The 24,004-nt window shown below is 67.2% G+C and carries 22 protein-coding genes; 18 read left to right on the top strand and 4 right to left on the bottom strand.

Going from position 1 to position 24,004, the window contains the following annotated elements; genetic code table 11:
- Positions 1-70: 70 nt before the first annotated feature.
- Positions 71-721 carry a TetR/AcrR family transcriptional regulator gene (locus MELE44368_RS18915; protein WP_128109907.1) on the bottom strand — a complete coding sequence of 217 codons (651 nt, stop codon included), beginning with the start codon at positions 719-721 and terminating at the stop codon, positions 71-73.
- Between the two features lie 122 nt (positions 722-843).
- On the opposite strand from MELE44368_RS18915, the gene MELE44368_RS18910 reads away from it, so the two are divergent.
- The 8 genes from MELE44368_RS18910 to MELE44368_RS18875 all read left to right on the top strand — a co-directional run bounded on the left by MELE44368_RS18910 (position 844) and on the right by MELE44368_RS18875 (position 9,636).
- Positions 844-1,683, top strand: coding sequence for an SDR family oxidoreductase (locus MELE44368_RS18910; RefSeq protein WP_128109906.1), 840 nt, complete (start codon positions 844-846; stop codon positions 1,681-1,683).
- 242 nt (positions 1,684-1,925) lie between these two features.
- On the top strand, positions 1,926-2,792 hold the full coding sequence (locus tag MELE44368_RS18905; RefSeq protein ID WP_128109905.1) for an SDR family NAD(P)-dependent oxidoreductase: 867 nt from the start codon (positions 1,926-1,928) through the stop codon (positions 2,790-2,792).
- A 38-nt stretch (positions 2,793-2,830) separates the two neighbouring features.
- Complete coding sequence (locus MELE44368_RS18900; protein ID WP_128109904.1) at positions 2,831-4,057, top strand: cytochrome P450; 1,227 nt, start codon at positions 2,831-2,833, stop codon at positions 4,055-4,057.
- 19 nt (positions 4,058-4,076) lie between these two features.
- Complete coding sequence (locus MELE44368_RS18895; protein WP_128109903.1) at positions 4,077-5,261, top strand: aromatic ring-hydroxylating oxygenase subunit alpha; 1,185 nt, start codon at positions 4,077-4,079, stop codon at positions 5,259-5,261.
- On the top strand, positions 5,258-6,154 hold the full coding sequence (locus MELE44368_RS18890) for a hypothetical protein (protein ID WP_128109902.1): 897 nt from the start codon (positions 5,258-5,260) through the stop codon (positions 6,152-6,154). The genes MELE44368_RS18895 and MELE44368_RS18890 overlap by 4 nt, the downstream gene beginning before the upstream one ends.
- Positions 6,151-6,909: a Zn-ribbon domain-containing OB-fold protein gene (locus MELE44368_RS18885; RefSeq protein ID WP_128109901.1), complete on the top strand. Its 759-nt coding sequence runs from the start codon at positions 6,151-6,153 to the stop codon at positions 6,907-6,909. The genes MELE44368_RS18890 and MELE44368_RS18885 overlap by 4 nt, the downstream gene beginning before the upstream one ends.
- Positions 6,906-8,075 (top strand): thiolase C-terminal domain-containing protein, encoded by a 1,170-nt coding sequence (locus MELE44368_RS18880; protein WP_128109900.1) that lies wholly within the window; start codon positions 6,906-6,908, stop codon positions 8,073-8,075. The genes MELE44368_RS18885 and MELE44368_RS18880 overlap by 4 nt, the downstream gene beginning before the upstream one ends.
- A 37-nt stretch (positions 8,076-8,112) precedes the next feature.
- A complete protein-coding gene (locus MELE44368_RS18875) occupies positions 8,113-9,636 on the top strand; it encodes a class I adenylate-forming enzyme family protein (RefSeq protein WP_128109899.1) in 1,524 nt (507 codons plus the stop codon).
- Between the two features lie 67 nt (positions 9,637-9,703).
- Here MELE44368_RS18875 and MELE44368_RS18870 read toward each other — a convergent pair whose 3' ends face one another.
- The 3 genes from MELE44368_RS18870 to MELE44368_RS18860 all read right to left on the bottom strand — a co-directional run bounded on the left by MELE44368_RS18870 (position 9,704) and on the right by MELE44368_RS18860 (position 12,085).
- The gene (locus MELE44368_RS18870) at positions 9,704-11,146 is read right to left on the bottom strand and encodes an aldehyde dehydrogenase (RefSeq protein WP_128109898.1); all 1,443 of its coding nucleotides are present in this window, start codon (positions 11,144-11,146) and stop codon (positions 9,704-9,706) included.
- Between the two features lie 56 nt (positions 11,147-11,202).
- Positions 11,203-11,820 (bottom strand): TetR/AcrR family transcriptional regulator, encoded by a 618-nt coding sequence (locus tag MELE44368_RS18865; protein WP_128109897.1) that lies wholly within the window; start codon positions 11,818-11,820, stop codon positions 11,203-11,205.
- 70 nt (positions 11,821-11,890) lie between these two features.
- Positions 11,891-12,085, bottom strand: a complete 195-nt coding sequence (locus tag MELE44368_RS18860; RefSeq protein WP_128109896.1) for a ferredoxin FdxE — start codon at positions 12,083-12,085, stop codon at positions 11,891-11,893.
- A gap of 151 nt (positions 12,086-12,236) precedes the next feature.
- On the opposite strand from MELE44368_RS18860, the gene MELE44368_RS18855 reads away from it, so the two are divergent.
- From MELE44368_RS18855 to MELE44368_RS18810, 10 genes are all read left to right on the top strand, one after another.
- Positions 12,237-13,799: an aldehyde dehydrogenase family protein gene (locus MELE44368_RS18855; RefSeq protein WP_128109895.1), complete on the top strand. Its 1,563-nt coding sequence runs from the start codon at positions 12,237-12,239 to the stop codon at positions 13,797-13,799.
- A gap of 151 nt (positions 13,800-13,950) precedes the next feature.
- Positions 13,951-14,604, top strand: a complete 654-nt coding sequence (locus tag MELE44368_RS18850; protein ID WP_128109894.1) for a TetR family transcriptional regulator — start codon at positions 13,951-13,953, stop codon at positions 14,602-14,604.
- 206 nt (positions 14,605-14,810) lie between these two features.
- Positions 14,811-15,605, top strand: a complete 795-nt coding sequence (locus MELE44368_RS18845; RefSeq protein WP_128109893.1) for an MlaE family ABC transporter permease — start codon at positions 14,811-14,813, stop codon at positions 15,603-15,605.
- A complete protein-coding gene (locus MELE44368_RS18840; RefSeq protein ID WP_441338868.1) occupies positions 15,602-16,456 on the top strand; it encodes an ABC transporter permease in 855 nt (284 codons plus the stop codon). Before MELE44368_RS18845 ends, MELE44368_RS18840 begins: the two co-directional genes overlap by 4 nt.
- Positions 16,457-16,460: 4 nt before the next feature.
- Positions 16,461-17,816, top strand: a complete 1,356-nt coding sequence (locus MELE44368_RS18835) for an MCE family protein (RefSeq protein ID WP_128109892.1) — start codon at positions 16,461-16,463, stop codon at positions 17,814-17,816.
- Positions 17,817-17,853: 37 nt separating this feature from the next.
- On the top strand, positions 17,854-18,882 hold the full coding sequence (locus tag MELE44368_RS18830; protein ID WP_128109891.1) for an MCE family protein: 1,029 nt from the start codon (positions 17,854-17,856) through the stop codon (positions 18,880-18,882).
- Positions 18,879-20,144: an MCE family protein gene (locus tag MELE44368_RS18825; RefSeq protein WP_128109890.1), complete on the top strand. Its 1,266-nt coding sequence runs from the start codon at positions 18,879-18,881 to the stop codon at positions 20,142-20,144. The genes MELE44368_RS18830 and MELE44368_RS18825 overlap by 4 nt, the downstream gene beginning before the upstream one ends.
- A complete protein-coding gene (locus tag MELE44368_RS18820) occupies positions 20,141-21,430 on the top strand; it encodes an MCE family protein (RefSeq protein WP_128109889.1) in 1,290 nt (429 codons plus the stop codon). Before MELE44368_RS18825 ends, MELE44368_RS18820 begins: the two co-directional genes overlap by 4 nt.
- A gap of 47 nt (positions 21,431-21,477) precedes the next feature.
- Entirely contained in the window at positions 21,478-22,569 is a 1,092-nt protein-coding gene (locus MELE44368_RS18815) for a virulence factor Mce family protein (protein ID WP_128109914.1), read from the top strand.
- A 1-nt stretch (position 22,570) separates the two neighbouring features.
- A complete protein-coding gene (locus MELE44368_RS18810) occupies positions 22,571-23,977 on the top strand; it encodes an MCE family protein (protein WP_128109888.1) in 1,407 nt (468 codons plus the stop codon).
- Positions 23,978-24,004 lie beyond the last annotated feature (27 nt).

Below are 24,004 nucleotides of genomic sequence, written 5' to 3'. Positions count from 1 at the left end.
TGAAACCTACAGAACCTGGCTCCAAATCGCTTGACATCAATAGGAGCATCATTTTCCGCGCGCTCGGAGGTCATCGGTGCTTACCGGCGACCGCATCGGCCAACTTCGCCGGAATCCCCGGCACTCGCTCGATCGCGTCGAGCAGGGCGTGCGCACACGCCGCAGCCACCTGGTCGACGTCGATCGAGGGCTCCATCAGGCGCTGACGGCACATCTCGAACGTGAACGCCAGCCAGCCGTAGACCGTGATACGCAGGTCCCGCTCCACCTTGGAGTCCAGCTCTTCGCCGGCCGCGGCGTGTATCCGCGCGACGATGCGGTCTGCCTGGCGGACGTTGTCGACGTCCTCGATGCCGCGCAGCACGGGGTCTTGGCGGCCCATCCCCACGTAGGCCGCCCATGCGCCGTACGGGTGCTCCTCGTCGTAGCGCAGATAGGCCAGCACGCCCTCGCGCAGCTGGTCGAACAGGCTCTGCCCGGGTTTCGGCGGGGTGTTGGTGGCTTTGAACAGCCGTTCGCCCTCGGCGCGCACGACCGCGGCGAAGAACGCCCGCTTGTCGGGGAAGTAGTGATACATCAAGGCGCGGGAAACGCCTGCACGCTCGGCGATCTCGTCGATGCGGACCTCGTCGTAGGGCCGCTGCCCGAACACCTCGGCGCCGAGCGCCAACAGTTCGTTGCGCCGGTCGTCGGGAGATAGCCGCCGCCTGGGTTCAGACATACGGACATCTTAATTGGCACATGTGCAACAACCTGGTGATGCCGTGACCTCAACCCGATTCGACGGCGCCGATCAGGGTAATCACCTGCGTGTCGAGCAGCCGTCGAGGAGGGCGAACACAGATGGGCTTCCCTGAACAACAACAATCACCGCCCGGTGCGCAGGCGCAGATGGACCCCGTTCCGGATTGCGGCGAAACCAGCTACCGCGGTTCGGGCCGGCTTGAAGGCAAGCGGGCGATCATCACCGGCGGGGACAGCGGGATCGGTCGCGCGGTCGCGATCGCCTACGCGCGCGAAGGCGCCGACGTGCTGATCGCGTACCTCAACGAGGACGAGGACGCCAAGGAGGTCGAGCGCTACGTGCGCGACGCCGGCGGCAAGTGCGTGTTGATGCCCGGGGATCTCTCCGACCCGGCGCACTGCCGGGCGGTGGTCGACAGGGCCGTGGAGGAGTTCGGCGGCATCGATGTGCTCGTCAACAACGCCGCCTACCAGATGACCCACGACACCCTCGACGAGATCAGCGACGAGGAATGGGATTACACCTTCCGGCTCAACGTGGGTGCCTACTTCTATCTGGTGAAGGCCGCGCTGCCGCACATGGGCGCCGGTGCGTCGATCATCGGCAGTTCCTCGGTGAACTCCGATATGCCCAACCCGAAGCTGGCACCGTACGCGGCGACCAAGGCCGCGATCGCGAACTTCTCAGCGAGCCTGGCGGAGATGTTGGGCGAGAAGGGCATTCGCGCCAACAGCGTCGCGCCTGGCCCCATCTGGACGCCGCTGATCCCATCGACGATGCCGCCAGAGAAGGTCAAGCAGTTCGGGGAGAACACCCCGCTGGGCCGCGCCGGGCAACCGGTCGAGCTGGCACCGGTCTACGTGATGCTGGCCTCCGACGAAGCCAGCTACGTGACCGGTGCGCGCATCGCGGTGACCGGCGGCAGACCCATCCTGTAGCCCAAAATCGGTTAGGCGCACGCGGTCGGACACCTGGCGTGCAAGCGTAGCTACACGCCATTGAAGTGCGAATTTATGTCCCATCGGCGTCAGCTGACATTTCTTGATTGACGTCTTATACCTATTGTCGTAAGGTTTTCGCCGAACCGGTGGTAGGGGTCACACCAGCCATCTCCGACTCACGGACGGGCCTCCTGCGATACCTCGATGCGAACACCACCGCGGATACCCGGAGGAGGGTCATGAGACTGCAAGGCAAAGTTGCGTTGATCACGGGCGCGGGCTCGGGGTTGGGCCGTGAGAGCGCGGTGCTGTTCAGCGGCGAGGGCGCCAGGATCGCCGTCGTGGACATCGACGCCGAGCGCGCCGAGCAGACGCGCAAGCTCGTCGAGCAGTCCGGTGGCGACGGCGTCTCCATCACCGCCGATGTCGCCGACAAGCGTCAGATCACCGATGCCGTCAACGCGGCCGTCGAGCACTACGGTCGGCTCGACATCGCGTGGGCGAACGCGGGAATAGTGTCCCGCGGCGGCGGCGCGGCGTTGGGTCTCGAGGACCCGGTCGAGTTCGAGGATCTCACCGAGGCGGACTGGCAGCACGTGCTCGGGGTGAACCTCAGCGGCGTGGTGTTCACCGCACAGGCCGCGGTTCCGCACCTGAAGGCCAACGGCGGTGGCGTCATTCTCGCCACCTCGTCGGCCGCGTCCCTGGTGGCCTACCCCAAGATCGCCCTCTACTGCGCGACCAAGGCAGGCGTCAACGGCCTGGTCCGCGCGCTGAGCCTCGATCTCGGCCGGTACGGCATCCGGGTCAACGCGATCGCTCCCACGCATGGCATGTCACCCAACTTCCTGATGCCGCCGGGCGCGCCGGTGGTCGGGCAGTCCTACGAGGAGACAGCGGGTCCGTGGAACCCGACCGCTTCGCCGATCCCGCTCAAGGTTCCGCGGCCGCCGTCACTGCGCGACAACGCGAAGGTCGCCCTGTTCCTGGCGTCCGATGACTCCGGCTACATTTCGGGCGCCACGATCGGTGCGACCGACGGCGGCACCCTGGCCCGGGTGGGCATGTGGTTCCCGGAGGACCTCAACCCCGAACCGGCGTCCTGAGAAACGCATCACGGCAACAACTTTCGATCGGAGATCAGATGACCACTGTTGAAAAGGTGCCCGCTGAACTCATCGTGGACTTCGACGTCTACGACCCGAGCCTGGCCGCGCCGGTCGACGTGATGCAGGAGCGGGTCGCCGAGCTGGCCGCCAAGGGGCCGGTGGTGTACTCCTCGGCCTACGGCGGTCACTGGATCGTCACCCACTACAAGGAGATTCACCAGGTCCTTGTCGACCCCGAGACGTTCTCGAGCTATCCGAACAACCTCGTCACCAGCGACATCGGCAAGTTCATCCCGCTGGAGCTCGACCCGCCCGAGCACACGGCGTACCGCCAGGCGTTGCAGCCGCTGTTCAGCCCGCAGCGGATGAAGAAGCTCGACGGCGACATCCGCGCCGTCGTCAACGAACTGCTCGACGCGTTCGCCGACAAAGGTGAGGCCGAGTGGATTTCGCAGTTCGCCCACGAGCTGCCCGCGCGGGTCTTCCTCGCGCTGATGGACTGGCCGCTGTCCGATGCCCCCTTGTTCACCGAGGCGACCGACACGATCCTGGTCGGCAAGCCCGGCGGCACCGAGGAGGAGTCCAACCAGGCCCGAATGATGGCCGGCTTCACGATGTTCGGGTACTTCCAGAAGATCGTCGAGGACCGCCGCGCCAATCCCGGAAACGACATCACCTCCACGCTGGTCCACACCGAGGTGGCGCTGCCCGACGGCACCCGTCTGCTCACCGACGAAGAGCTCAACCGGATGTTCTTCCTGCTGCTGATCGGCGGCCTGCACACCGTGCGGGGCTCGTTGGCCTGGACGATCCTGCACCTGTCGAAGAACCCCGACCAGCGCGCGGCGATCATCGCGGATCCGACGCTGATCCCCAAGGCGGTCGAGGAGATCCTGCGGATCGAGGCGGCCGTCATCCCCGGCCGCCGGGCCACCCGAGACGTCGAACTCGGTGGGGTGCACATCGCCGAGGGCGATCAACTGATCCTGATGCTGTGCGGGGCGAACCGCGATCCCCGCGAGTTCCCCGACCCGACCGAGTTCACTGTCACCCGGCACCCGAACCGGCACCTGTCCTTCGGGGCGGGCGCGCACCGATGCCTCGGGTCTCACCTGGGGCGCCTCGAGCTGCGCATCGCGCTGGAGGAGCTGCACCGTCGCATCCCCGACTACCAACTGGTGGAGGCCGACCCGCCGGTCTTCCACTCCAGCCAGGTGCGCGGCTGCATGCGCATGCCGATCACGTTCACCCCCGAGAAGTAGCGAGAAGTAGAAGGCCGATATGACCACGTCACTGCCACGTCAGGATCGCATCCGTCGCGCACTGGAGCTGCTCCGCAACGAGACCACCGACAAGTTCGACGAGGTGGTGAGGTTCAGCGCCGACGAGTTCACCGACCCGGTGCTGGCCCAGGCGGAACGCGATCTCATCTTCGGCGTCGTGCCGTCGATCGTGGCGCACGGTTCGGAGATCGCCAAGCCGTACGACTTCCTGACCGTCGCGATGCCGCGCAACAACATCATCGTCGTTCGCCAGAAAGACGGCGGGATAAAGGCTTTCGTCAACCTGTGCCGGCACCGCGGTGCGCTGCTCGAGGAGAACGAAAAGGGTCGCTGCCGGTTCTTCTCCTGTCCTTATCACCGGTGGTCCTACGACCCCGACGGCTCACTGCGGATGATCACCCGTGATGCCACTTTCGGTGAGGTCGACAGGGAGAAGCACGGATTGGTCGAGGTGCCGTGTGAGGAACGGCACGGGTTCATCTGGGTCGTCGACAACGCCCACGCCGACATCGACGTCGCCGCCTGGCTCGGTCCCGAGATGGACGCGATCCTCGCCGGCTACCGACTCGACACGCTGATATGCGTCCGGTCCGCGGGGTTCGAAGAACCCACCAACTGGAAGATCATGCAGGACGCCTTCCTGGACGGGTACCACATCCAGTACGCCCACCCGAACACGGCGGGAAAGGTGATCCACACCAACGTGATGGCGTTCGAGGACTTCGGCAGGCACTGCCGCTTCATCGCGCCCCGCAAGTCGATCGACCGTTGGCTCGAAGAGGACCCCGGCGACCGCGACCTCGGAGCCTACGTCACCGAGACGCACTTCCTGCTGCCCAACAGCACGCTGCTGCGCCAACCCGATCACTTCCAGCTGCTCACCTTCCGGCCGGACCAGAATGACCCGACCCGCTCGCGGATGGAGCAGCGGCTCATCGTGCCGACCCTGGAGGCCTCGGGCCTCGAGGAGGAGCACTGGAACAAGCGGTGGGACAAGAACTGGCAGATCCTGCTGGCGGTGCTGCACGACGAGGACTTCCCCTTGCTGCGCAACGCACAGCGCGGCATGACCAGCGCCGATGCCGGCGAAATGCTGTTGGGCCGCAACGAAACCGCCAACCAGGTGTTCCGGAGGGAGACCCGCAAACTGCTTGCCGCGGGCGCGGCGTCGTCGCCACGATGATCAAGTACGAATGGCGGACCCGGCTCGACGCCGACGAAGCCGCGCAACTGGCCGACCTACTCGATCGGGCCGCGACATACGATGCCGAACCGGAATACAGCACCATCAACTTCCGTGACGTCGAACGCGCGATGCAGACCGCGGACAGCCGGATCAAGCTCCTGGTGATCTGGATGCTGCCGCACAGCACCGCATTGGGCGCGGCGGAGGAACCGGAACGGATCGCCGGGCTGCTCCGGCTCGTCGTCGACCCCGACGGCAGCGCGCAGAGCGCCATCGTGATCGATCCGCGGCTGCGCTCGATCGGGATCACCACCCTGCTGCTCGAGCAGGTGGGCCTGGACGCCGCCGGGACCGACGGGTGGCTGGGCACAGGGGCGCACACGATCACCGCATGGGCGCAGGGCAACCATCCCGCCGCAGGACGGCTGGGTGACCGGTTTTTGATTCCCCGGACGCAACGGGTGTGGAAGCTGATCCGATCGACGGAGTGCGCGCAGGAGGCCACCGCCGCACCCGTCCTGGAGCCGTTTGCGGCCGCGACGGCCGACGACACGCGCGAGTGGGTGGACGCCTCGACACCGGGTGAGCTGTTCGCGCTGCGCGAGGCGGGCCGTGTGGTCGGCGTAATCGCGCTCGACGGCCATCCCGTCAGGTCAGAGGAATTCGGGATGTGCGCGACCATCACCGCCGTCAGCGCGGCGCCGAACGCACCTGCGCAGGCGCGCCGGCGACTGCTCGTCGGTGCTGCGGCCCTTGCCCACGAGGCCGGGCGCAGCGGCGTGGTCGTGTACGTCGACTCCGGCGACGCCGCATGGGTCAACGCCTGCCGGATCGCCGGCTTCCAGCACGACCGCACCGACGTGTGCTTCCAGTTCCGTGGTCGCCGATGACCATCGAACTCGACGCCGCCGTGCCCGCAGACTTGGTCAGCACCGTGGAGGCCCACGGCAAAGCGGTTGCCGCCGGGGACAATCCCGCGGTGCTGGCCGATTTCCTCCCCGACCGGATCGGGCAGCTGATCGGCTCTGCCGACGTTCCCGCCCAGCTGAAGTCGGCCGAGGTGCGCCGAATCGCCGACGCCGGCGATGCGCGCTTCGACGCGGTGATCCGCTATACCCAACCCGACGACACCTGGTTCGAACTGCGCAGCCGATGGGTGAGATTCCACGACGGCACTTGGCGGGTATTGGCCGTGCGCAACATTCCCGAAACGCCGCCGTGGATCGACGCGACCGGCCCGGCCTGGGACGGAGTGGACGCCCCGCACTGGGACGGACTGCGCGACGGCCGTCTGCTCCTGCAGCGGTGCCCGCACTGTGCGATCTGGATCTGGGCGCCCCGGCCGATCTGCCCTAGGTGCCACAGCTTCGAAACCACTTGGGAGCCTGTCGATCCCGTCGGCACCGTCTACACCTGGACGCGCACCTGGCAGGCCTTTACCACGGAGGCCACCGGGCACCTGCCCTACGTAGTGGTGCTCGTCGAGCTGCCGGCCGCTGGGGGGTGCCGGCTGTTGGGCGTGCTCGAGAATGCCGACGGGATCACCCCGACCATCGGAGCCGCGGTGCGCGGAACGATCCAAGAACCGCCTGACGACCGGCACTGGCCGTTGGTGCGGTGGCGCCTGGACGGAGCGCGGGCGTGAGCGATGGCTTCCGGGGCGCGACCGCGGTGGTCGGAGTCGGCACCACCGAGTATCTGCGGCGCGGGACCAGCGAACGCACCTCGGCTCAGCTGGTGCTGCAGGCGATCCTGGCGGCCTGCGCCGATGCGGGTTGCGATCCGCGCACCATCGACGGGTTCGTGTCCTACTCCGAGGACTCGTCGGAGGGGCTGGCGATCGGTGCGGCACTCGGCGTGCATGAGGTCCGGTGGTCGACGCAGATCTGGGGCGGCGGGGGAGGCGGGCTCGCGGCCGCGGTCAACTGTGCGGCCGCGGCGGTCTACAGCGGACAGGCGAACTGCGTGGCCGTGTACCGCGGCCTGTCCGAGGCGGTGGACGGACGGCGCGCGTTCGCCAAGGGCCACCTGGGCACGCTCTACACCGCGCACGGTGTCGTCACACCCGCCCAGATCTGCGCGTTGCGCACGCAGCGGATGCTCGAGGTCGACGGTGTGCCGCCGTCGGCGCTGGAGGCGGTCGCGATGGCCGGCTACCACCACGCCCAGAACAACCCCCGGGCCGTCGCATACGGCAAGCCGCTCGACCATGAGCTCTACGCAAGCAGCCGACTGATCTCCGAGCCGCTGCACCTCTATGACTGCTCACGCGAAAACGACGGTGCTGCAGCCATTCTCGTCGCCGCGACCGGCCGTCACGACGAGTACGCCGGCGCCCCCGCCGTCATCCTGTCCGGGGTGCAGGGGGCGGCGGCGGGATGGAACGAGTCGGCCGAGAACGAGGAGCGCTACACCTCGGCGGGCTTCCATCCGGCAATGGTGCGGCGGCTGTGGGACGGCGCGGGTATCAGCGCCGCCGATGTCGACGTCGCGCAGGTCTACGAGAACTTCACCGGCCCGGCGGTGGCCGCGATGATCGACCACGGGCTTTGTCCGTCCGGTCCCGAGGCCGGCGAGTTCATGACGGTGGACAACCTGACGGTGCCCGCGGGCGCGCTGCCGATCAACACCGCGGGCGGCAACATCGCCGAGGGCTTCGTCCACGGCATCGGCCTCGTGCTGGAGGCGGTCCGGCAGATCCGTGGCGGCTCGCCGAACCCCGTTGCCGATGCCGACATCTCGCTGCTGATCGGTGGCCCCATGGCACCCATGGTGAGCTCGACGGTGTTTGGATCGCTACAGACGGTGTGAACCCGGTGCACCACCGCCGGGATCGTGAAGGAGGGACATGGCCGCGACCGTGGGGTCCGCGCTGAACTGGTGGGCTAAGACCAAAGGCGACGACGTCGCGATCCGCGTCGGCCCCGAGAAACTGACGTACCGGCAACTGCACGACTGGTCCGGCCGGCTGGCACGCACGCTGGTCGACGCCGGCGTCGCGCCCGGAGACCGGGTGGGCCTGCTGGCACCCAACGTGCTGCAGTGGCCGGTGGTCGCGCTCGCCATCATCAAGTCCGGAGCAGTGCTGGTGCCCTTCAATGCGCGGCTCAAGCCCGCCGAGATCCGCAAGGTGGCCGACGACGCCGGCTTGAGCATGTTGATCTCCGCACCCGAGACGCTCGCCGCCGCCGAGGAGGCGCTGAAGGGCGACGGTGGTTTCGCCGTGCTCTGTTTCGACATCGTCGACGCGCTGTGCGACGGCGACCAGGACGACTTCCGGGTCGAGCGCGCACTCGACGACCCGATCGCGGTGATCTTCACCAGCGGCTCGACCGGGCTGTCCAAGGGTGTCATCCTCACGAACCAGACGTTGCTCAGCATTGTGCTGGAGAACACGCTGACCGAGGAGGGCTTCCGCCCCGGCACCGTGAGCCTGCTCGTGCTGCCGCTCGCGTTCACCCCAGGCCTGGTATACGGGCTGCTGCTGACCACCGTGCTGGGTGGCAGCCTGATCGTCGAGCCCGAACTCAACCCTTCGCGCGCGGTGCGACTCATCGAGGAGCACAAGGTGCGGACCCTGTTCGGCGTGCCGGTGATCTTCGAAAGTCTCTCGCGGGCAACCGAATTCGACGCAGCCGACCTTTCCAGCCTGCAGACCGCCATCGTCGGGGGCGCTGCGGTGCCACCGGACCTGCTGCGGCGATGGGCGGCGAAGGGCGTGCTGCTGCGCCAGATCTACGGCATGACCGAATCGGGCGGGGTTGCCACCGCGACCCTGAAAACGGAAGCGCTCCAGCATCCGGACTCGTGTGGCAGCGGGTCGATCTTCACAGAGGTCCGGGTCATGAACTCCGACGGCTCGTTCGCCGAACCCGGCGAGCAGGGTGAGATCGTGGTGCGCGGCCCCGGCGTGACACCCGGCTACTGGAACGACCCGGTGTCCACCGCGGCGGCGATCCGGGACGGCTGGCTACACAGCGGTGACGCCGGCGTCAGCGATGCCGAGGGCCGGATCACCTTCGTGGACCGGATGAAGGACCTGATCATCTCGGGCGGGATCAACATCTCGCCGGTCGAGCTCGAGGCCGCGATCGCGACGCTCGACGGTGTCGCCGAAGTCGCGGTCATCCCCGCGCCCGATCCCCGGTTCGGGGAGACTCCGGCGGCGATCATCTCCGTCGCCAAAGGACACCACCTGGACGAGACCGCCGTGATCGCGCACTGCGAGCGGGTCCTCTCGGATTACAAGGTGCCACGCTACGTGGTCTTGAACTCGGATCCGTTGCCGCGGTTGCCGAGTGGAAAGATCGCGAAACGCGAGATCCGCGATGCGTATCGGGACATCGCGGACAAGTTCAGCAGGGTCCGCTGAGCGGACGATTGGGCAGGGGTCCGCTGAGCGGACGATTGGGCAGGGGTCCGCTGAGCGGACGATTCGCTCAGGCGGGGCCCGCCCGGTAGATCGACTTGGTGCGGTGATAGGCCGCCAGGCCTTCGGGACCGAGTTCGCGGCCCAACCCGCTCGCCTTGACGCCGCCGAACGGTGACTGGATGTCGAGCTGGTAGTCGTTGACCCCGATCGAACCCGTGTCGATGGCACGTGCGATGTCGGTGGCGCGCGCGGTGTCTTGCGACCACACGGTCCCGGCGAGCCCGAACTCGCTGTCGTTGGCGATGCGCACCGCCTCGGCGTCGTCGGTGTAGGGGGTGATCGTCAGGACCGGGCCGAAAATCTCCTCCTGCGCGATCCGGTCGGCGTTGTCGACATCGGCGAACACGGTCGGCGAGACGTACCAGCCCTTCGGCTGGTCCTGCGGAACGTCGCCGCCGGCAACGAGTTTGGCGCCGCTGTCGATGCCGAGCTGGATGTACTCCAGCACCCGCTCCCGCTGTCGCTGGCTGACCAGCGGACCGATCTCGGTGCTCTCCTGCAGCGGGTCACCGACGACCAGGTCGCTCGCCAGCTGCGCGATCGCCTCGACGAACTCGGCGTAGCGGGAATCGGGTACCAGGATGCGCGAACTCAGGTGACAGGTCTGCCCGTTGTTGACGAATGAGGCCGTGCGCAGTCCGTTGACCGTGGCCGTCAGGTCGGCGTCGTCGAGGATGATCGCGGCGGACTTGCCGCCGAGCTCCAGCGTGACCGGACGGATCAGCCGGCCGCATTCGGCTGCGATGGCTCGGCCGGCTGCGGTGGAGCCGGTGAAGGCGATCTTGTCGACATCGGGGTGCGAGACCAGCCGGCTGCCGGCGGCGGCGTCGCCGGGCACGATGTTGAGCACGCCCGGCGGTATGCCTACTTCATCGGCGGCCTCGGCGAAAACCATTGCGTCGAGAGCGGTTTCGGGGGCAGCCTTGAGGACGACCGAGCAGCCCGCGGCCAGCGCCGGTGCGATCTTCATGACGGCCAACGCCTGTGGATAGTTCCACGGGGTGATCGCACCGACGACGCCGACCGGTTCCCGCCGCACGATGGTGTGGCCGATCAGCGCGGGGCGGACGTCCTCGGCCTCCCACGCGCCGATCATCTTCGCGTAATACCCGGCGAGCACGGAGGGAAATGCGCCGTTGACGCTGCGCGACAGGGTGATCGGCATGCCGTTCTCGCGGGAGACGAGCACCGAGGTGTGCTCGGCCCGCGACCGAAGCGCCTTGCCGAACCGCCTCAGGACGTCCGCGCGGTCGCGCGGATCCGACGCACGCCAAGCCTGGGCTGCGGTCCCGTTGGCGGCGGCGACGGCGTCGTCGACGTCGGCTTCCGTGGCGCAGGGCCCGTCGGCCAGCAGCGCGCCGGTAGCCGCCTCGATTATCGGTATCGTCTTGGCGGCCGGGCGAAACCGGCCGTCGATGAACAAGCTCGGGGCTTCGGGGTGCGACGTCATCCGGGATGCTCCTTCGAGGTGGGGAATCGGCAGTGCGGCAAGGGTCGGCGCTGTGCTCAGCCGGCCTCGGACGAAAGAAACGCCGGCAGCACGAACGTGCGCAGCATGTCGCGGTGATCGGGGTCTTTCGAACGGGCGAAATCCAGCCGTCCCACCATCATGTACTGCACCAGCGCGAGCCACTCCGCGACGGCCCCCAGATCGAAGTCGGCGCGGATCTCACCGCGTTCCATCGCGCGGCGAAAGATCGGCTCCCACATCTCCGCCGTGAGGTTCGTGGCCAGGTTCGTTCCGCCGACGATGGGGGTGGTCATGCCCATGTGCTCCGGGCTGACCAGGATGCGCACGATCGGGTCCTTCCGGCCGCGATCCACGAGGTAGACCAGGCCCTCCACCAACTGCTCGGCGAACGTGTCATGGCTCAAGATGAATTTTCGTGCCCGCTCGAAGAGCATGCGTGCGCGTCGCTCGATGAGGGCAGCGACCAGCGCGTCCCGATCGCCGAAGTAGCGATAGACCGTCGGCCGCGATACACCGGCCTCTTTGCCGATGTCGTCCATCGTGGTCTTGGGGATGCCGTAGCGCAAAATGACCGCTTCCGCGGCGGCCAGAATCTGCTCGCGCGCCTCGTCGACGTCCTTGCTGAGACCGGAGCCGTCTCTGCGTCGAGGCATTCGCCTCCCTTGATCACCGAGCCAATGCTGACATCATACGTCATTTGTCAGTTGTAAACGAAGGATGCGCTCAGTCCTCTTCGAGGATCAGCGCCAGTTCCGGGCATGCCGCGACGCCTGCGCGGGTGACCTCTTCGTCGCCGGGCGCGACCTCGCGCGATTCCAGGATGGAGTAACCGTCGTCGTCGATCGGAAAGAGGTCGGCATCGACGGCGAAGCACTGCGCGTGCCCAGCGCACTTGGAGCGGTCAAGGCGAACTCTCATGTGGCACTTCTCCTCGAGGGCCTGCGACGACACCTAAAACTATAGGCGTTAGGTTGAAGGCGAGTCCATAGCGGTGTCACATTGCGTTTCGGCGCCGACAAAACTTACGATGTTAGGTAAATCGCCTCCGATCATCCGAGGGAGTCACACGATGTCAGGTCCGGCTGCAGTGACGGGACGACCGGACGGACGTTCCGGGCGGCCGGTGCTCTCCGTCAGGTGTCCGGTGGACGGACGTGAAGTCGGGGAGGTGCCGGCTCTCAGCGCCGACGAGATCGCCACGGTCTGCGACGATTTGCGTCGCGCTCAGCCGCAGTGGGAGGCATTGGGGCCACGGGGGCGCAGCGACCACCTGCTGCGCTGGCTGGATTGGCTGCTCGACAACGAGCGACGTCTGCTCGAACTGGTGCAGCAGGAGACCGGAAAGTCGTGGGCCGACGCGTCTCTCGAGATGTCGGTCGCCCTGGACGTCATCAACTATTTCACCGCCAACGCCGAGCGCTTCCTCGCCGACCGCAAGGTCAAGCCCGCCGGTGTGGCGAACGCGGTCCGCCGGTTGCGCGTGCAGGTCCGCCCGCACCAACTCGTCGGCCTCATCACGCCGTGGAACGGCCCGTTGGCCGGCCCGATGATGGACGCGGTGGGGGCGTTGGTCGCCGGTGCGGCCGTGGTCTCCAAGCCCTCTGAGGTGACGCCGCTGACCTGGACCGAGGTCGTGCGTGGCTGGCGGGAGGACATCGGCGCGCCCCCGGTCCTTGCGGCGGTGAACGGCGACCAGGAGGCCGGCGCCGCCGTGGTGGACCAGGTGGACATGGTGATGTTCACCGGCTCGGTGCGCACCGGCCGGGCCATCGCGGTGCGCTGCGCCGAGCGCCTGATCCCGTGCAGCCTCGAGTTGGGCGGCAAGGACGCGATGATCGTGCTGGCCGACGCGGACCTCGACAGGGCCGCCGGCGCCGCGGTGTGGGGCGGGATGACGAACGCGGGGCAGGCATGCGTGGGAGTCGAGCGAGTGTACGTCGAGGCGCCGGTCTATGACGACTTCGTCGCGCTGGTGACCTCGCGGGTCGCCGCGCTGCGCCAGGGCATGGACGCACCGGGAAGCTTCGCCACCGATATCGGGGCGATGGTCACCCCCGCCCAGACCGACATCGTCGAAGAGCATGTGAAAGATGCCGTCGCCAAGGGAGCCCGGGTCCTCACCGGCGGGCAGCGCAGGCCGGGCAACGGCTTCGCGCCGACGGTGCTGGTCGACGTCGATCACTCGATGCGGTGCATGCGCGAAGAGACCTTCGGCCCGACGCTGGCGATCATGCGCGTGGCCGACGAGAACGAAGCCGTCGCGCTGGCCAACGACTCCGACTACGGTCTCAGCTCCAGCTTGTGGACGCGGAATCGTCGCAAGGCCGAACAGCTTTCGCGACGCATCGAGGCCGGATCGGTGTCGGTCAACAATGCGCTGGTGGCAACATTCCAGATGCCGATTCCGATGGGCGGCTGGAAGAACTCCGGGCTCGGCACGCGGTTCGGCGGGGCTGCGGGCGTCCTGAAGTACTGTCGTCAGCAGTCCGTGGTCGAAGAGCGGTTCGCTCTGAAGTCCGAGCCGCTGTGGTACCCGGTGGCGCCTTGGCGGTCCCGGCTGATGGGGCGGGCGGTACGCCTCCTCGGCGCCCATGACTGGCGGCGCCGACTGGGCCGGACCCCGCGCAACTGAGCTGCGTGAGCTACATGGAATCATCGCTTACCAGGTCGAACGACTCGACGAAACGCACGGTCGAGACCCGTTTTTCGCGCCCCGCGCTACCTATACTGGCTAGCCGAGACACCCGGCGGTGCGCCGCCCCGAGGTTTAGGAACTCACTGACATGGCCCGGCCGTCAAAGCCCTTGATCAGCCGCACGGCCGCCGTCGAGGCGTCGATCGAGATCATCGACGAAGAGGGACTCGACGCGTTCAGCCTGCCCCGACTCGCGCAGCATCTGGGTGTGCGGGCGCCCTCGCTCTACCACCACTTCGGAAGCAAGGACGACATCCTCATCGCGGTGGCGCGCCACATCGCCGGCAAGTCGGTGATCCGGCCGCGGCGCCCGCCGGGTCCGGACTGGCCGGAGTACTTCGTCAGCCTCGGGCTGAATTTTCGGCAATCGGTGCTGCGCCACCGCAACGCGGCGCCGGTCCTCATCAAGCACCTGCCCCGGGAACTGCTCGTGCCCGGATTCGAGGATGCGGCACGTTACCTCCACGACTCCGGCGTGCCGGTGCACCTGCACGTGCAGATCCTCGACGGGGTCGAAACGCTCTGCGTGGGTGCGGTGTTGAGCGAGGCGGTACGCAAGCCCCGCACGCGCGGTGCCCTCTTCCCCGCGGTGAGCCCCGAGGAGCATCCGAACCTCACCGCAGCACTCGAGGCCAATGAGTTCACGGTGAAGGAGCTGTTCGCGAACAGGATCCGCAGTTTCCTCTACGGCCTGATCTTCAGCGACGAGTACGCGCGCGGCGCCGAGAAGCCGTCGGCCTGACATCGCCGTGAGTGCGCAGCGGCCCAGCTGCGCCCGAATGCGAATGGGTCCACAACTCGGGCTTGGCAACTAAACCTATTGCTAGTAGATTGTCACCCCGGCGGAGAATACCGCATGTCATTAGGTTTAGGTTGTGATCGCCGCATGTCAGGATGGGTTTCCTATGAGTTCACTTGCTCGGTGGCGAGAGTGCGTCGGACACCGGGATGAGTAGCCTGAGTGCCCGGCTGGACAAGCTCAGTACGACGAGAGCGGGCAAGCCGCTGGGGGCCGTCGGCGGCTTCTTCGCCATGGCGCTCGACGTGCTGGTGTCGATTCCGCGCCGTCCCTTCGCTTGGCGCGAGTTCATCCTTCAGTCCTGGTTCGTCGCTCGGGTATCGCTGTTCCCCACGTTGATGTTGGCGATACCGTTCACCGTCCTGCTGGTGTTCACGTTCAACATCCTGCTGGTCGAGTTCGGCGCCGCCGACTACTCGGGGACCGGAGCGGCATACGGCACGGTGACGCAGATCGGCCCGGTCGTCACGGTGCTGGTCGTCTCCGGAGCGGGCGCCACGGCGATGTGTGCTGATCTGGGGGCGCGGACCATTCGCGAGGAACTCGACGCGTTGAAGGTGATGGGCGTCAACCCGATCCAGGCGCTGGTCGTGCCGCGCGTACTCGCGGCCACGGTGGTGGCGACCCTGCTGTCGTCGGTGGTGATCCTCGTCGGCCTCGTCGGCAGCTTCGCGTTCTCGGTCTTCGTTCAGCACGTCACGCCGGGTTCGTTCGTCGGAGGTCTGACGGTGATCACGAAGGCGCCCGATGTCGTTGTGGCGCTGATCAAGTCGAGCCTGTTCGGGCTGGCGGCCGGACTGATCGCCTGCTACAAAGGCGTCTCCGTGGGCGGCGGGCCCGCGGGCGTCGGCAACGCCGTCAACGAAACGGTCGTGTTCACCTTCGTGGCGCTGTTCGCGATCAACATCGTCGCGACCGCCGTCGGTGTGAAGGTGACGTTGTGACCGCCGCGGTCCCCAGCACGCGGATGCCGCGACTGCACCGGCTCACCCACGACCTCACGGCCGGGCTCACCCGCGTCGGCAGGCAGGCGCAGTTCTACTTCGAGACCTTGGTGTCCACCAGGGACGCGATCGTGCACTACAAGGGCGAGACGGTGCGGCTGATCGCCCAGATGAGCTTGGGCACAGGCGCGTTGGCGGTGATCGGCGGAACGGTTGTCATCGTCGGATTTCTGACCTTGTCCACCGGGGCGCTGGTCGCCGTCCAGGGCTACAACCAGTTCGCCAACGTGGGAGTCGAAGCGCTGACGGGATTCGCCTCGGCCTTCTTCAACGTCCGTCTGATCGCCCCCGTGATCGCCGGGATCGCGCTGGCCGCCACCATCGGCGCGGGGGCGACCGCGCAGTTGGGCGCGATGCGGATCAACGAGGAGATCGACGCGCTCGAGGTGATCGGCGTGCGGGCGGTCGCCTACCTGGCGTCGAATCGCCTGATCGCGGGCGTGGTCGTCGTGATGCCGCTGTACTGCGTCGCGATGACGACGGCGTTTCTGGCGGCCCGATTCGGCACGACCGTCGTCTACGGGCAGTCCTCCGGCGTGTACGACCACTACTTCAACACCTTCTTGAACCCGACCGACATCATCTGGTCCTTCTTTCAGGCGGTGCTGATGGCCGTCGTGATCATGCTGGTGCACACCTACTACGGGTTCACCGCATCCGGTGGTCCGGCCGGGGTGGGGGAGGCCGTCGGACGGGCGGTCCGCACGTCCATGATCGCCGCGGTCTTCGTCGTGCTGTTCGTCTCGCTGGCCATCTACGGTCAGTCCGGCAATTTCCACTTGGCGGGATAGCGCGATGACACTCGCGGAACGGGCACAGCGCATCCACCCGGTCTGGTGGGCGATCGCGATGTTCGGCGCCATCATCGGCTTGATGACTCTGTGCATGGCGTTGTTCGCAGGAACTTTCAACCGCTACCTGGCCGTCACGCTCGTCTCCGAACGCACCGGTTTGGTGATGGAATCGGGCGCCAAGGTCAAGCTGCGCGGCGTCGAGGTGGGGCGCGTCGCCGGAGTCGAAGGCGGCGGTCAGCCCACCAGCCTCCAGCTCGAGATCTTCCCACGGCAAGTCGACCGCATTCCCGCGAACGTCGAAGCAGAAATCAAGTCCACCACCGCATTCGGTGCCAAGTACGTCGAGCTGATCTATCCCGAGGACCCGAGCCCACAGCGGTTGACGGCCGGTGAGGTGCTGCGGTCACGCAACGTCACCACCGAGGTCAACACCGTATTCGACAACCTCGTCGGACTCCTCGACCAAATCGACGTGGCGAAGCTGAACTCCGTTCTGAGCACGGTTGCCGACAGCGTGCGCGGTCAAGGCGAACGCATCGGGCGGGCCACCACCGACGCGTATCAGGTGCTGCAGGCGGTCAATCCGCGGATGGACACCGTCGCCGCCGACTGGCGCTCGTTCGGGGCCTTCAGCGACGCCTACGCTTCCGCCGCGGCGAACATCCTGTCGTCGATCGACGCGGCGTCCACTACGGCGGACACAATCACCGCTCACGCCGCACATCTGGATGCGTTGCTGTTGAGCACCGCCGGCTTCGCGAACCGGGGAACCGAGCTGCTGGCACCCCACAAGGACAGCATCGTCGACGGCATCAACGTGCTTGAGCCGACGACCAACCTGCTGCTCAAGTACAACCCGGAATACACCTGCACGATCCAGGGCGCGAAGGTCTTTCTGGACAAGGCCGGCAACGAGTGGTTCGGCGGCGACGGCCGGACGGTGTTCCTCGATGCGGGTATCTCGTTCGGCGACGATCTGTACCGGTATCCGGAGAACCTGCCGATCGTGGCCGCCAAGGGCGGACCCGGTGGTAAGCCCGGCTGCGGGTCGCTGCCCGATGCCGCCAAGAACTTCCCGGTACGCCAACTGGTGACCAACACCGGTTTCGGCACCGGCTTGGACTGGCGGCCGAATCCCGGGATCGGACGCACCTGCGCGGCCGATTACTTCCCCGTCACCCGCGCCGTCCCCGAACCGCCGCACGTCGGCGAGTGCCTGCCCGGCCCGGCACCCGGCCCGCCGCCCCCTTACCCGGGTGGGCCGCCCTACGGCGCACCCTGGTACGCCGCTGACGGCACGCCGCTGTATCCCGGGCTGCCCGTGGATCCCGCACCCGTCCCGCCGCCTGCGCCGTGAGCCCCGAAAGCCCCCGAAAGCTTAGGAAGCCGAACCCGTGAACACCAGCCTGCGACGCGCTGCGATCGGATTCACCGTCTTCGTGGTCGTGTGCCTGCTCGGCACCGCGGGGCTGCTCGCGATCTTCTCGCAGTTCCGGTTCTCCAGCGAGCGGCTCTACCGCGCCGAGTTCACCGATGTCAGCGGGTTGAAGTCCGGCGACTTCGTCCGCATCGCCGGCGTGGAGGTCGGCAAGGTGAAGGGCATCTCGATCAACGAGAATTCCCAAGCCGTGGTGGAGTTCTCGACGGACCCCACCGTGGAGCTCACCGACGCGTCGAAGGCCGCGATCCGGTGGGAGAACCCCATCGGTGACCGGTACCTGGCCCTGCTGGAGGGCACCGGCGCAACCAGGCCCCTTCCCCCTCGCGGCACGATCACGGCGAACCTGACCGAACCGGCGCTCGACCTCGACACCCTCCTCGGAGGCTTCCGCCCGCTGTTCCGCGCGCTCGACCCAGAGCAGGTGAACATGCTGTCGGCCCAGTTGATTTCGGTGTTCCAAGGCGAAGGCGCCACGGTCAGCGCATTCCTGAGCCAGGCCGCGCAGATCACCAGCACGCTCGCCGACCGCGACGAGCTCATCGGGCAGGTGATCATCAACCTCAACGCCGTGACGGGCTCGTTCGCCGGTGAGAGCGAGCAGTTCGCCAAGGCCGTCGACAAGCTGTCCGAACTCACGAAGGGGCTGGCGGATCGCAAGACCGAGATCGCCAACTCCGTCGCCTACACCAATGCCGCGTCGGCGACGCTCGCCGACCTGCTCGTGCGCTCCCGGCCCGCGGCCAACGAGACCGTGGCGCAAACCGATCGCGTCGCTGCCATCGTCGCGGCCGACCACGAATGGTTCGACGAGTACCTCGAGACGCTGCCGGAGTCCTACAAGGTGCTCAGCCGGCTGGGCATCATGGGCGACTTCTTCACGTTCTACCTCTGCGACCTGGTGCTCAAGGTCAACGGGAAGGGCGGTCAACCGGTGTACATCAAGTTGGCCGGGCAGAGCACGGGACGGTGTGCGCCGAAATGAGATCCTTCCAGGAACGCAACCCGGTGATCATCGGCATCATCGGAATCGCCGTCACGATCGCGATCGTCGCGCTGGCGCTGCAGTACGACAAACTCCCCTTCCTCAACAGCACCGACAAGTACTCCGCCTACTTCGTCGAGTCCGGTGGCCTGAAAGCGGGTGCGCCCGTACAGGTTGCGGGATACCGCATCGGCGAGGTGTCGTCGGTGGACCTCGAAGGTGCACAGGTTCTGGTGAAATTCAAGGTCGATTCGGGCGTGCGGCTCGGCGAGCAGACAGAGGCGAAGATCCGAACCAAGAGCCTGCTGGGCGCCAAGGTGCTCGAGATCACCCCGCGAGGTGAGGGACGGCTCAGCCGCGCCATCCCGGCCGAGCGCACCCAGTCGCCCTACCAGCTGCCCGATGCCCTGGGTGATCTGACCGCCACGATCGAAAGCCTCGACACCACAGGAGTTTCGGAGTCGCTGGCCACTCTGGCCGAAACGTTCAAGGACACGCCGCCGGACGTCCGCAACGCCGTAGAGGGTGTCGGCCGGTTCTCCCAGACGCTGGCCGAGCGGGATACGGCGCTGCGCAGCCTGCTCGCCAACGCCAACCAGGCGAGTGCGGTGCTGTCAGAGCGCGCCGACCAGGTCGGCCAGCTGGTCGCCAACAGCAACGCGCTTCTCGCCGAGTTGCTGGCACAACGCGATGCCCTGGGGCAGCTTTCGGGCAATCTGTCCGCCCTCGCCCAGCAGCTGTCGGGCTTCATCGCCGACAACAAGGCCCGGTTGCGTCCCGCGTTGGACAAGCTCAACGGGGCGTTGGCCATCGTCGATGCGCGGAAAGCCGGTCTGCAGCAGGCGATCAAATACCTGAACCAGTACGCGATGTCGTTGGGAGAGTCGGTGGCCTCGGGACCGTTCTTCAAGGCCTACATCGCCAACCTGCTGCCGGGACAGTTCATTCAGCCGTTCGTCGACGCGGCGTTCTCCGACCTCGGGCTCGATCCCAACGTGCTGTTGCCCTCCGAACGCACGGATCCGCAGGTCGGTCAGCGGGCCACCCCGCCGCTGCCGGTGCCGTACCCCCGCACGGGCCAAGGTGGCGAACCACGCCTGACCGTGCCCGACGCGATCACCGGCAATCCCGGCGACCAGGGCTGCGGCCCGCCCGACCTGCCGTTGCCGGGACCCGGCTGTTATCCGCACCGCGAGCCACCGCAGGCACCCCCGCCGGGAGGACCGCCGCCCGGCCCGCCGAGTGAGGGAGGCCAGCGATGACGTCGCGCCGCTTACGCATCGGCCTCGCCGTGACGCTGGCGCTGCTACTCGCCGCGAGCAGCGCGGTGATCTGGCGAACGGTGGCTGCCGCCAACCGAATTCATCTGACCGCCTACTTCGAGAACAGCAACGGGCTCTACGTCAACGACGAAGTGCGCATCCTCGGTGTGCCGGTGGGGCGGATAACGAGTATCGAACCGCAGGTGCAGCGCGTGAAGATCACGTTCTGGGTCGACGGGAAATACTCGGTGCCCGCCGACGCGAGGGCCGCGATCGTCTCTCCGCAACTCGTCACCGCCCGCGCGATCCAACTCACGCCCGCATACACGGGTGGGGAGAAGCTGGCCGACGGTGCGGTCATCGGCGAGGACCGCACCGCCGTCCCCCTCGAGTGGGACGACCTGCGGTTGCAACTGGAGAAGCTCACCGAAGCGCTGGCGCCGACGCAGCCCGGCGGCGTGAGCACCCTCGGCGCGTTCGTCGACACCGCCGCGAACAACCTGCGCGGTGAGGGCGTGAACATCCACGACACCGTGGTGAAACTCGCACGGGCACTGTCGATTCTCGGCGATCACAGCGCCGACACGTTCGCGACCGTGAAGAACCTGTCGGTGGTGGTTTCCGCGCTGCACGACAGCTCGGCGCTGCTGCGTCAGCTCAACGGGAACCTCGCCGCAGCGACCGGGGCGTTGAACAGCGCTCCCGACGGTGTCGGCGACGCGATCGCCGACCTCAACCACGTGGTCACCGAGGCCACCGCGTTCCTCTCGGAGAACCAGGACGCGATCGGCACCGCCGCCGACAAGCTCGCGTCGATCACCAGCGCGGTCCACGACAGCATCGACGACGTCGAGCAATCGCTGCACCTGTTCCCGAACACCCTGCAGAACTTCATCAACATCTACCAACCCACGCAGCAGGGCATCACCGGAGCCCTCACACTGCAGAACTTCGCGAACCCGATCTCGTTCTTGTGCGGCGGTATCCAAGCCGCGTCGCGGAAGAACAACGAGGAGTCCGCGAAGCTGTGCGTGCAGTACCTGGCTCCGATCATCAAGAACCGCCAGTACAACTTCCTGCCGCTCGGCGCCAACTACGTCGTCGGTCAGTCGGCCCGACCGAACGAGCTCACCTACTCCGAAGACTGGCTGCGCCCCGATTACCGACCGTCGCCCCCGCCACCGGCGCAGACGCATGGCCCAGCGCTTCCGGCGGAAGTGCCTGCGACACCGACCGATCCGAGCGCCGGGCTCGAGGGCATAATGGTCCCCGGAGGCCAGCCGTGAGCCGACGAAACCTGCTGCGCCGCTCCGTGTCCGGTGTGCTGGCGGCGATGGCCGCGATGGTGCTCAGCGGTTGTGAGTGGCACGGTCTGAACTCGCTGTCACTGCCCGGCACCGAGGGCGGTGGCCCGGGCTCCTTCGTCGTGCAGGCGCAGCTGCCCGACGTCGGCTACATCCAGCAGAACTCGCGCGTGCGGGTGGGCGACGCCAACGTCGGTACGATCACCAAGATCGAGCGCCAGGGTTGGCACGCGCTGGTGACGATGACCCTCAATCCGGATGTCGACTTGCCCGCCAACGCCACGGCCAAGGTCGGGCAGACGAGCCTGCTGGGTTCGCTGCACATCGAACTGGCTCCTCCGGTCGGGGTTCCGCCGGAGGGCAAGCTGCGCAACGGATCTTTGATCCCGCTGCGGAATGCGGGCGCCTACCCGGGCACCGACCAGACCCTGGCGGCGCTGTCGCTCCTGCTCAACGGCGGCGGAATCGGTCAGGTGCAGGACATCACCGCGGCCTTCGCGACCGCTTTTCACCAGCGCGAAGCCGACCTGCGCGGGCTGATCGAACAGATCGACCAGTTCACCGCCCGGCTCAACACCCAGACCGGTGACATCATCTCCGCCACCGAGAGCTTCAACGGGCTGGTGAGCCAAGTCGCCGACCAGAAGCCGGTGTTGGACAAGGCGATCCACAGCATCCCCGACGCGCTGGAGGTGCTCGCCGACCGCCGAGATCAACTCGCCGACGCGGTCACCGCGCTCGGACGCTTCAGCGCGCTGGCCACCGACACCGTCAACCAGAGCAAGGACAATCTGGTCAAGGAACTCGAAGCGGTGGCACCGGTGCTGCAGTCGCTGGCCGACGCAGGCCCCGACCTGACCCGCTCGCTGGACTTCCTGGGCACCTTCCCGTGGCCGAAAGGGCCGCTGGCCAACTGGATTCGCGGCGACTACGCGAACATCACCGCGATCGTCGACCTGACGCTCAGCCGCATCGACAACAACCTGTTCACCGGCACGCGGTGGGAGGGCGATCTGACCGAGCTGGAGATGCAGTGGGGCCGCACGATCGGCCAACTACCGAGCCCCTACACGGCGGCGAATCCGCTGGTCGTTCCCTACCGTCTCGACCAGGGGCCGTGACATGCGCCTGACGAGGCACGTGAAGACGCAGCTGTCGATCTTCACCATCGTCGCGGTGATCGCGAGCGTGGTGATGATCTTCGGCTACATCAAGCTGCCCGCCATGATCGGGCTCGGCCGCTACACCGTCACGGTGCAACTGCCGGAGGCGGCCGGGCTCTACGAGACCGCGAACGTCACCTACCGCGGCACCGAGGTCGGCCGGGTCACCGCGGTGAACATCACCGAAACCGGGGTGGACGCGGTGCTTTCGCTGCGCTCGGATGTTGCGATCCCGTCCGACCTGGAAGCGAGGGTGCACAGCACGTCGGCGATCGGCGAACAGTACGTCGCGCTGCTGCCGCGCAGCGACCACGAACGGCCGCTGCGCGACGGCGACGTCATCGGGATCGAAGACACGTCGACCCCGCCCGACATCGGCGCGCTGCTCGATGCGGCCAACCGCGGACTGCGGGCCATTCCGCGCGACGACGTCAAGACCGTGGTCGACGAAAGCTACGCCGCCGTCGGCGGATTGGGGCCCGAACTCTCCCGGATCGTGCAGGGGTCCACCCAGCTGGCCATGGACGCCCGCGCGAACCTGGAACCGATGGTGTCGCTGATCGACCAGGCGCAACCGGTGCTGGACTCGCAGGCCGACACCGCCGACGCCATCAAGGCGTGGGCGGCCAATGCCGCCGACCTCACCCGGCAGCTCAAGACCCACGACAGCGCCGTCGCCGGCCTGATCGAACACGGCGGTGCGGCCGCCGACCAGGCCCGCCAACTGATGGAACGGCTGAACCCGACCGTGCCCGTGCTGATGAACAACCTGCTGGGCATCGGCGAACTCGCCCTCACCTACCATCCGGGCATCGAACAGCTGCTGGTGCTGCTGCCCATGGGCGTCGCGGTCATGCAGGCCGGCACCGTCGCCAACCAGAACACCCCGAACCCCGGACTGGTCCTGTCGTTCAACCTGAACCTCAACCTGCCCCCGCCCTGCACCACGGGATACATACCCGCGCAGCAACAGCGGATCCCGACGCTGACCGACACCCCGGATCGGCCGGTCGACGATCTCTACTGCCGGATACCTCAGAACTCGTGGAATGCCGTGCGCGGCGCCAGGAATCTACCCTGCATGATGAAGCCGGGGAAGCGCGCGCCCACCGCGAAGATGTGTCGGAGCGGCGAGGAGTATGTGCCGCTCAACGACGGGTTCAACTGGAAGGGCGATCCGAACGCGACCCTGTCCGGGCAGGACATCCCGCAGGCGCCGCCGGAGGTGCCGCCGGTCGCGACCGCGTTCTACGACCCCACCACCGGCAGCTACCGGGCGCCGGACGGCAACGTCTACACACAGCAGGACCTGGCCCCGGCCAACGGGGAACGCACGTGGCAGAGCATGCTGGTGCCGCCGAACTAACCCCATTGGGCCGCATGTGCACTCGAC

It is taken from the genome of Mycolicibacterium elephantis DSM 44368 (assembly GCF_004014805.1).
GTDB classification, from domain to species: domain Bacteria; phylum Actinomycetota; class Actinomycetes; order Mycobacteriales; family Mycobacteriaceae; genus Mycobacterium; species Mycobacterium elephantis.
This window is presented reverse-complemented; position numbering and strand designations above follow the sequence as displayed.

Excerpts from the sequence above, each read along its gene's own strand:
- MELE44368_RS18905 (WP_128109905.1), top strand. The coding sequence starts at position 1,926 with ATGAGACTGCAAGGCAAAGTTGCGTTGATCACGGGCGCGGGCTCGGGG.
- MELE44368_RS18820 (WP_128109889.1), top strand. The coding sequence starts at position 20,141 with ATGACGTCGCGCCGCTTACGCATCGGCCTCGCCGTGACGCTGGCGCTG.
- MELE44368_RS18835 (WP_128109892.1), top strand. The coding sequence starts at position 16,461 with ATGACACTCGCGGAACGGGCACAGCGCATCCACCCGGTCTGGTGGGCG.
- MELE44368_RS18890 (WP_128109902.1), top strand. The coding sequence starts at position 5,258 with ATGATCAAGTACGAATGGCGGACCCGGCTCGACGCCGACGAAGCCGCG.
- MELE44368_RS18870 (WP_128109898.1), bottom strand. The coding sequence starts at position 11,146 with ATGACGTCGCACCCCGAAGCCCCGAGCTTGTTCATCGACGGCCGGTTT.
- MELE44368_RS18900 (WP_128109904.1), top strand. The coding sequence starts at position 2,831 with ATGACCACTGTTGAAAAGGTGCCCGCTGAACTCATCGTGGACTTCGAC.
- MELE44368_RS18825 (WP_128109890.1), top strand. The coding sequence starts at position 18,879 with ATGAGATCCTTCCAGGAACGCAACCCGGTGATCATCGGCATCATCGGA.
- MELE44368_RS18885 (WP_128109901.1), top strand. The coding sequence starts at position 6,151 with ATGACCATCGAACTCGACGCCGCCGTGCCCGCAGACTTGGTCAGCACC.
- MELE44368_RS18895 (WP_128109903.1), top strand. The coding sequence starts at position 4,077 with ATGACCACGTCACTGCCACGTCAGGATCGCATCCGTCGCGCACTGGAG.
- MELE44368_RS18860 (WP_128109896.1), bottom strand. The coding sequence starts at position 12,085 with ATGAGAGTTCGCCTTGACCGCTCCAAGTGCGCTGGGCACGCGCAGTGC.
- MELE44368_RS18810 (WP_128109888.1), top strand. The coding sequence starts at position 22,571 with ATGCGCCTGACGAGGCACGTGAAGACGCAGCTGTCGATCTTCACCATC.
- MELE44368_RS18845 (WP_128109893.1), top strand. The coding sequence starts at position 14,811 with ATGAGTAGCCTGAGTGCCCGGCTGGACAAGCTCAGTACGACGAGAGCG.
- MELE44368_RS18865 (WP_128109897.1), bottom strand. The coding sequence starts at position 11,820 with ATGCCTCGACGCAGAGACGGCTCCGGTCTCAGCAAGGACGTCGACGAG.
- MELE44368_RS18915 (WP_128109907.1), bottom strand. The coding sequence starts at position 721 with ATGTCTGAACCCAGGCGGCGGCTATCTCCCGACGACCGGCGCAACGAA.
- MELE44368_RS18855 (WP_128109895.1), top strand. The coding sequence starts at position 12,237 with ATGTCAGGTCCGGCTGCAGTGACGGGACGACCGGACGGACGTTCCGGG.
- MELE44368_RS18815 (WP_128109914.1), top strand. The coding sequence starts at position 21,478 with ATGGCCGCGATGGTGCTCAGCGGTTGTGAGTGGCACGGTCTGAACTCG.
- MELE44368_RS18850 (WP_128109894.1), top strand. The coding sequence starts at position 13,951 with ATGGCCCGGCCGTCAAAGCCCTTGATCAGCCGCACGGCCGCCGTCGAG.
- MELE44368_RS18875 (WP_128109899.1), top strand. The coding sequence starts at position 8,113 with ATGGCCGCGACCGTGGGGTCCGCGCTGAACTGGTGGGCTAAGACCAAA.
- MELE44368_RS18910 (WP_128109906.1), top strand. The coding sequence starts at position 844 with ATGGGCTTCCCTGAACAACAACAATCACCGCCCGGTGCGCAGGCGCAG.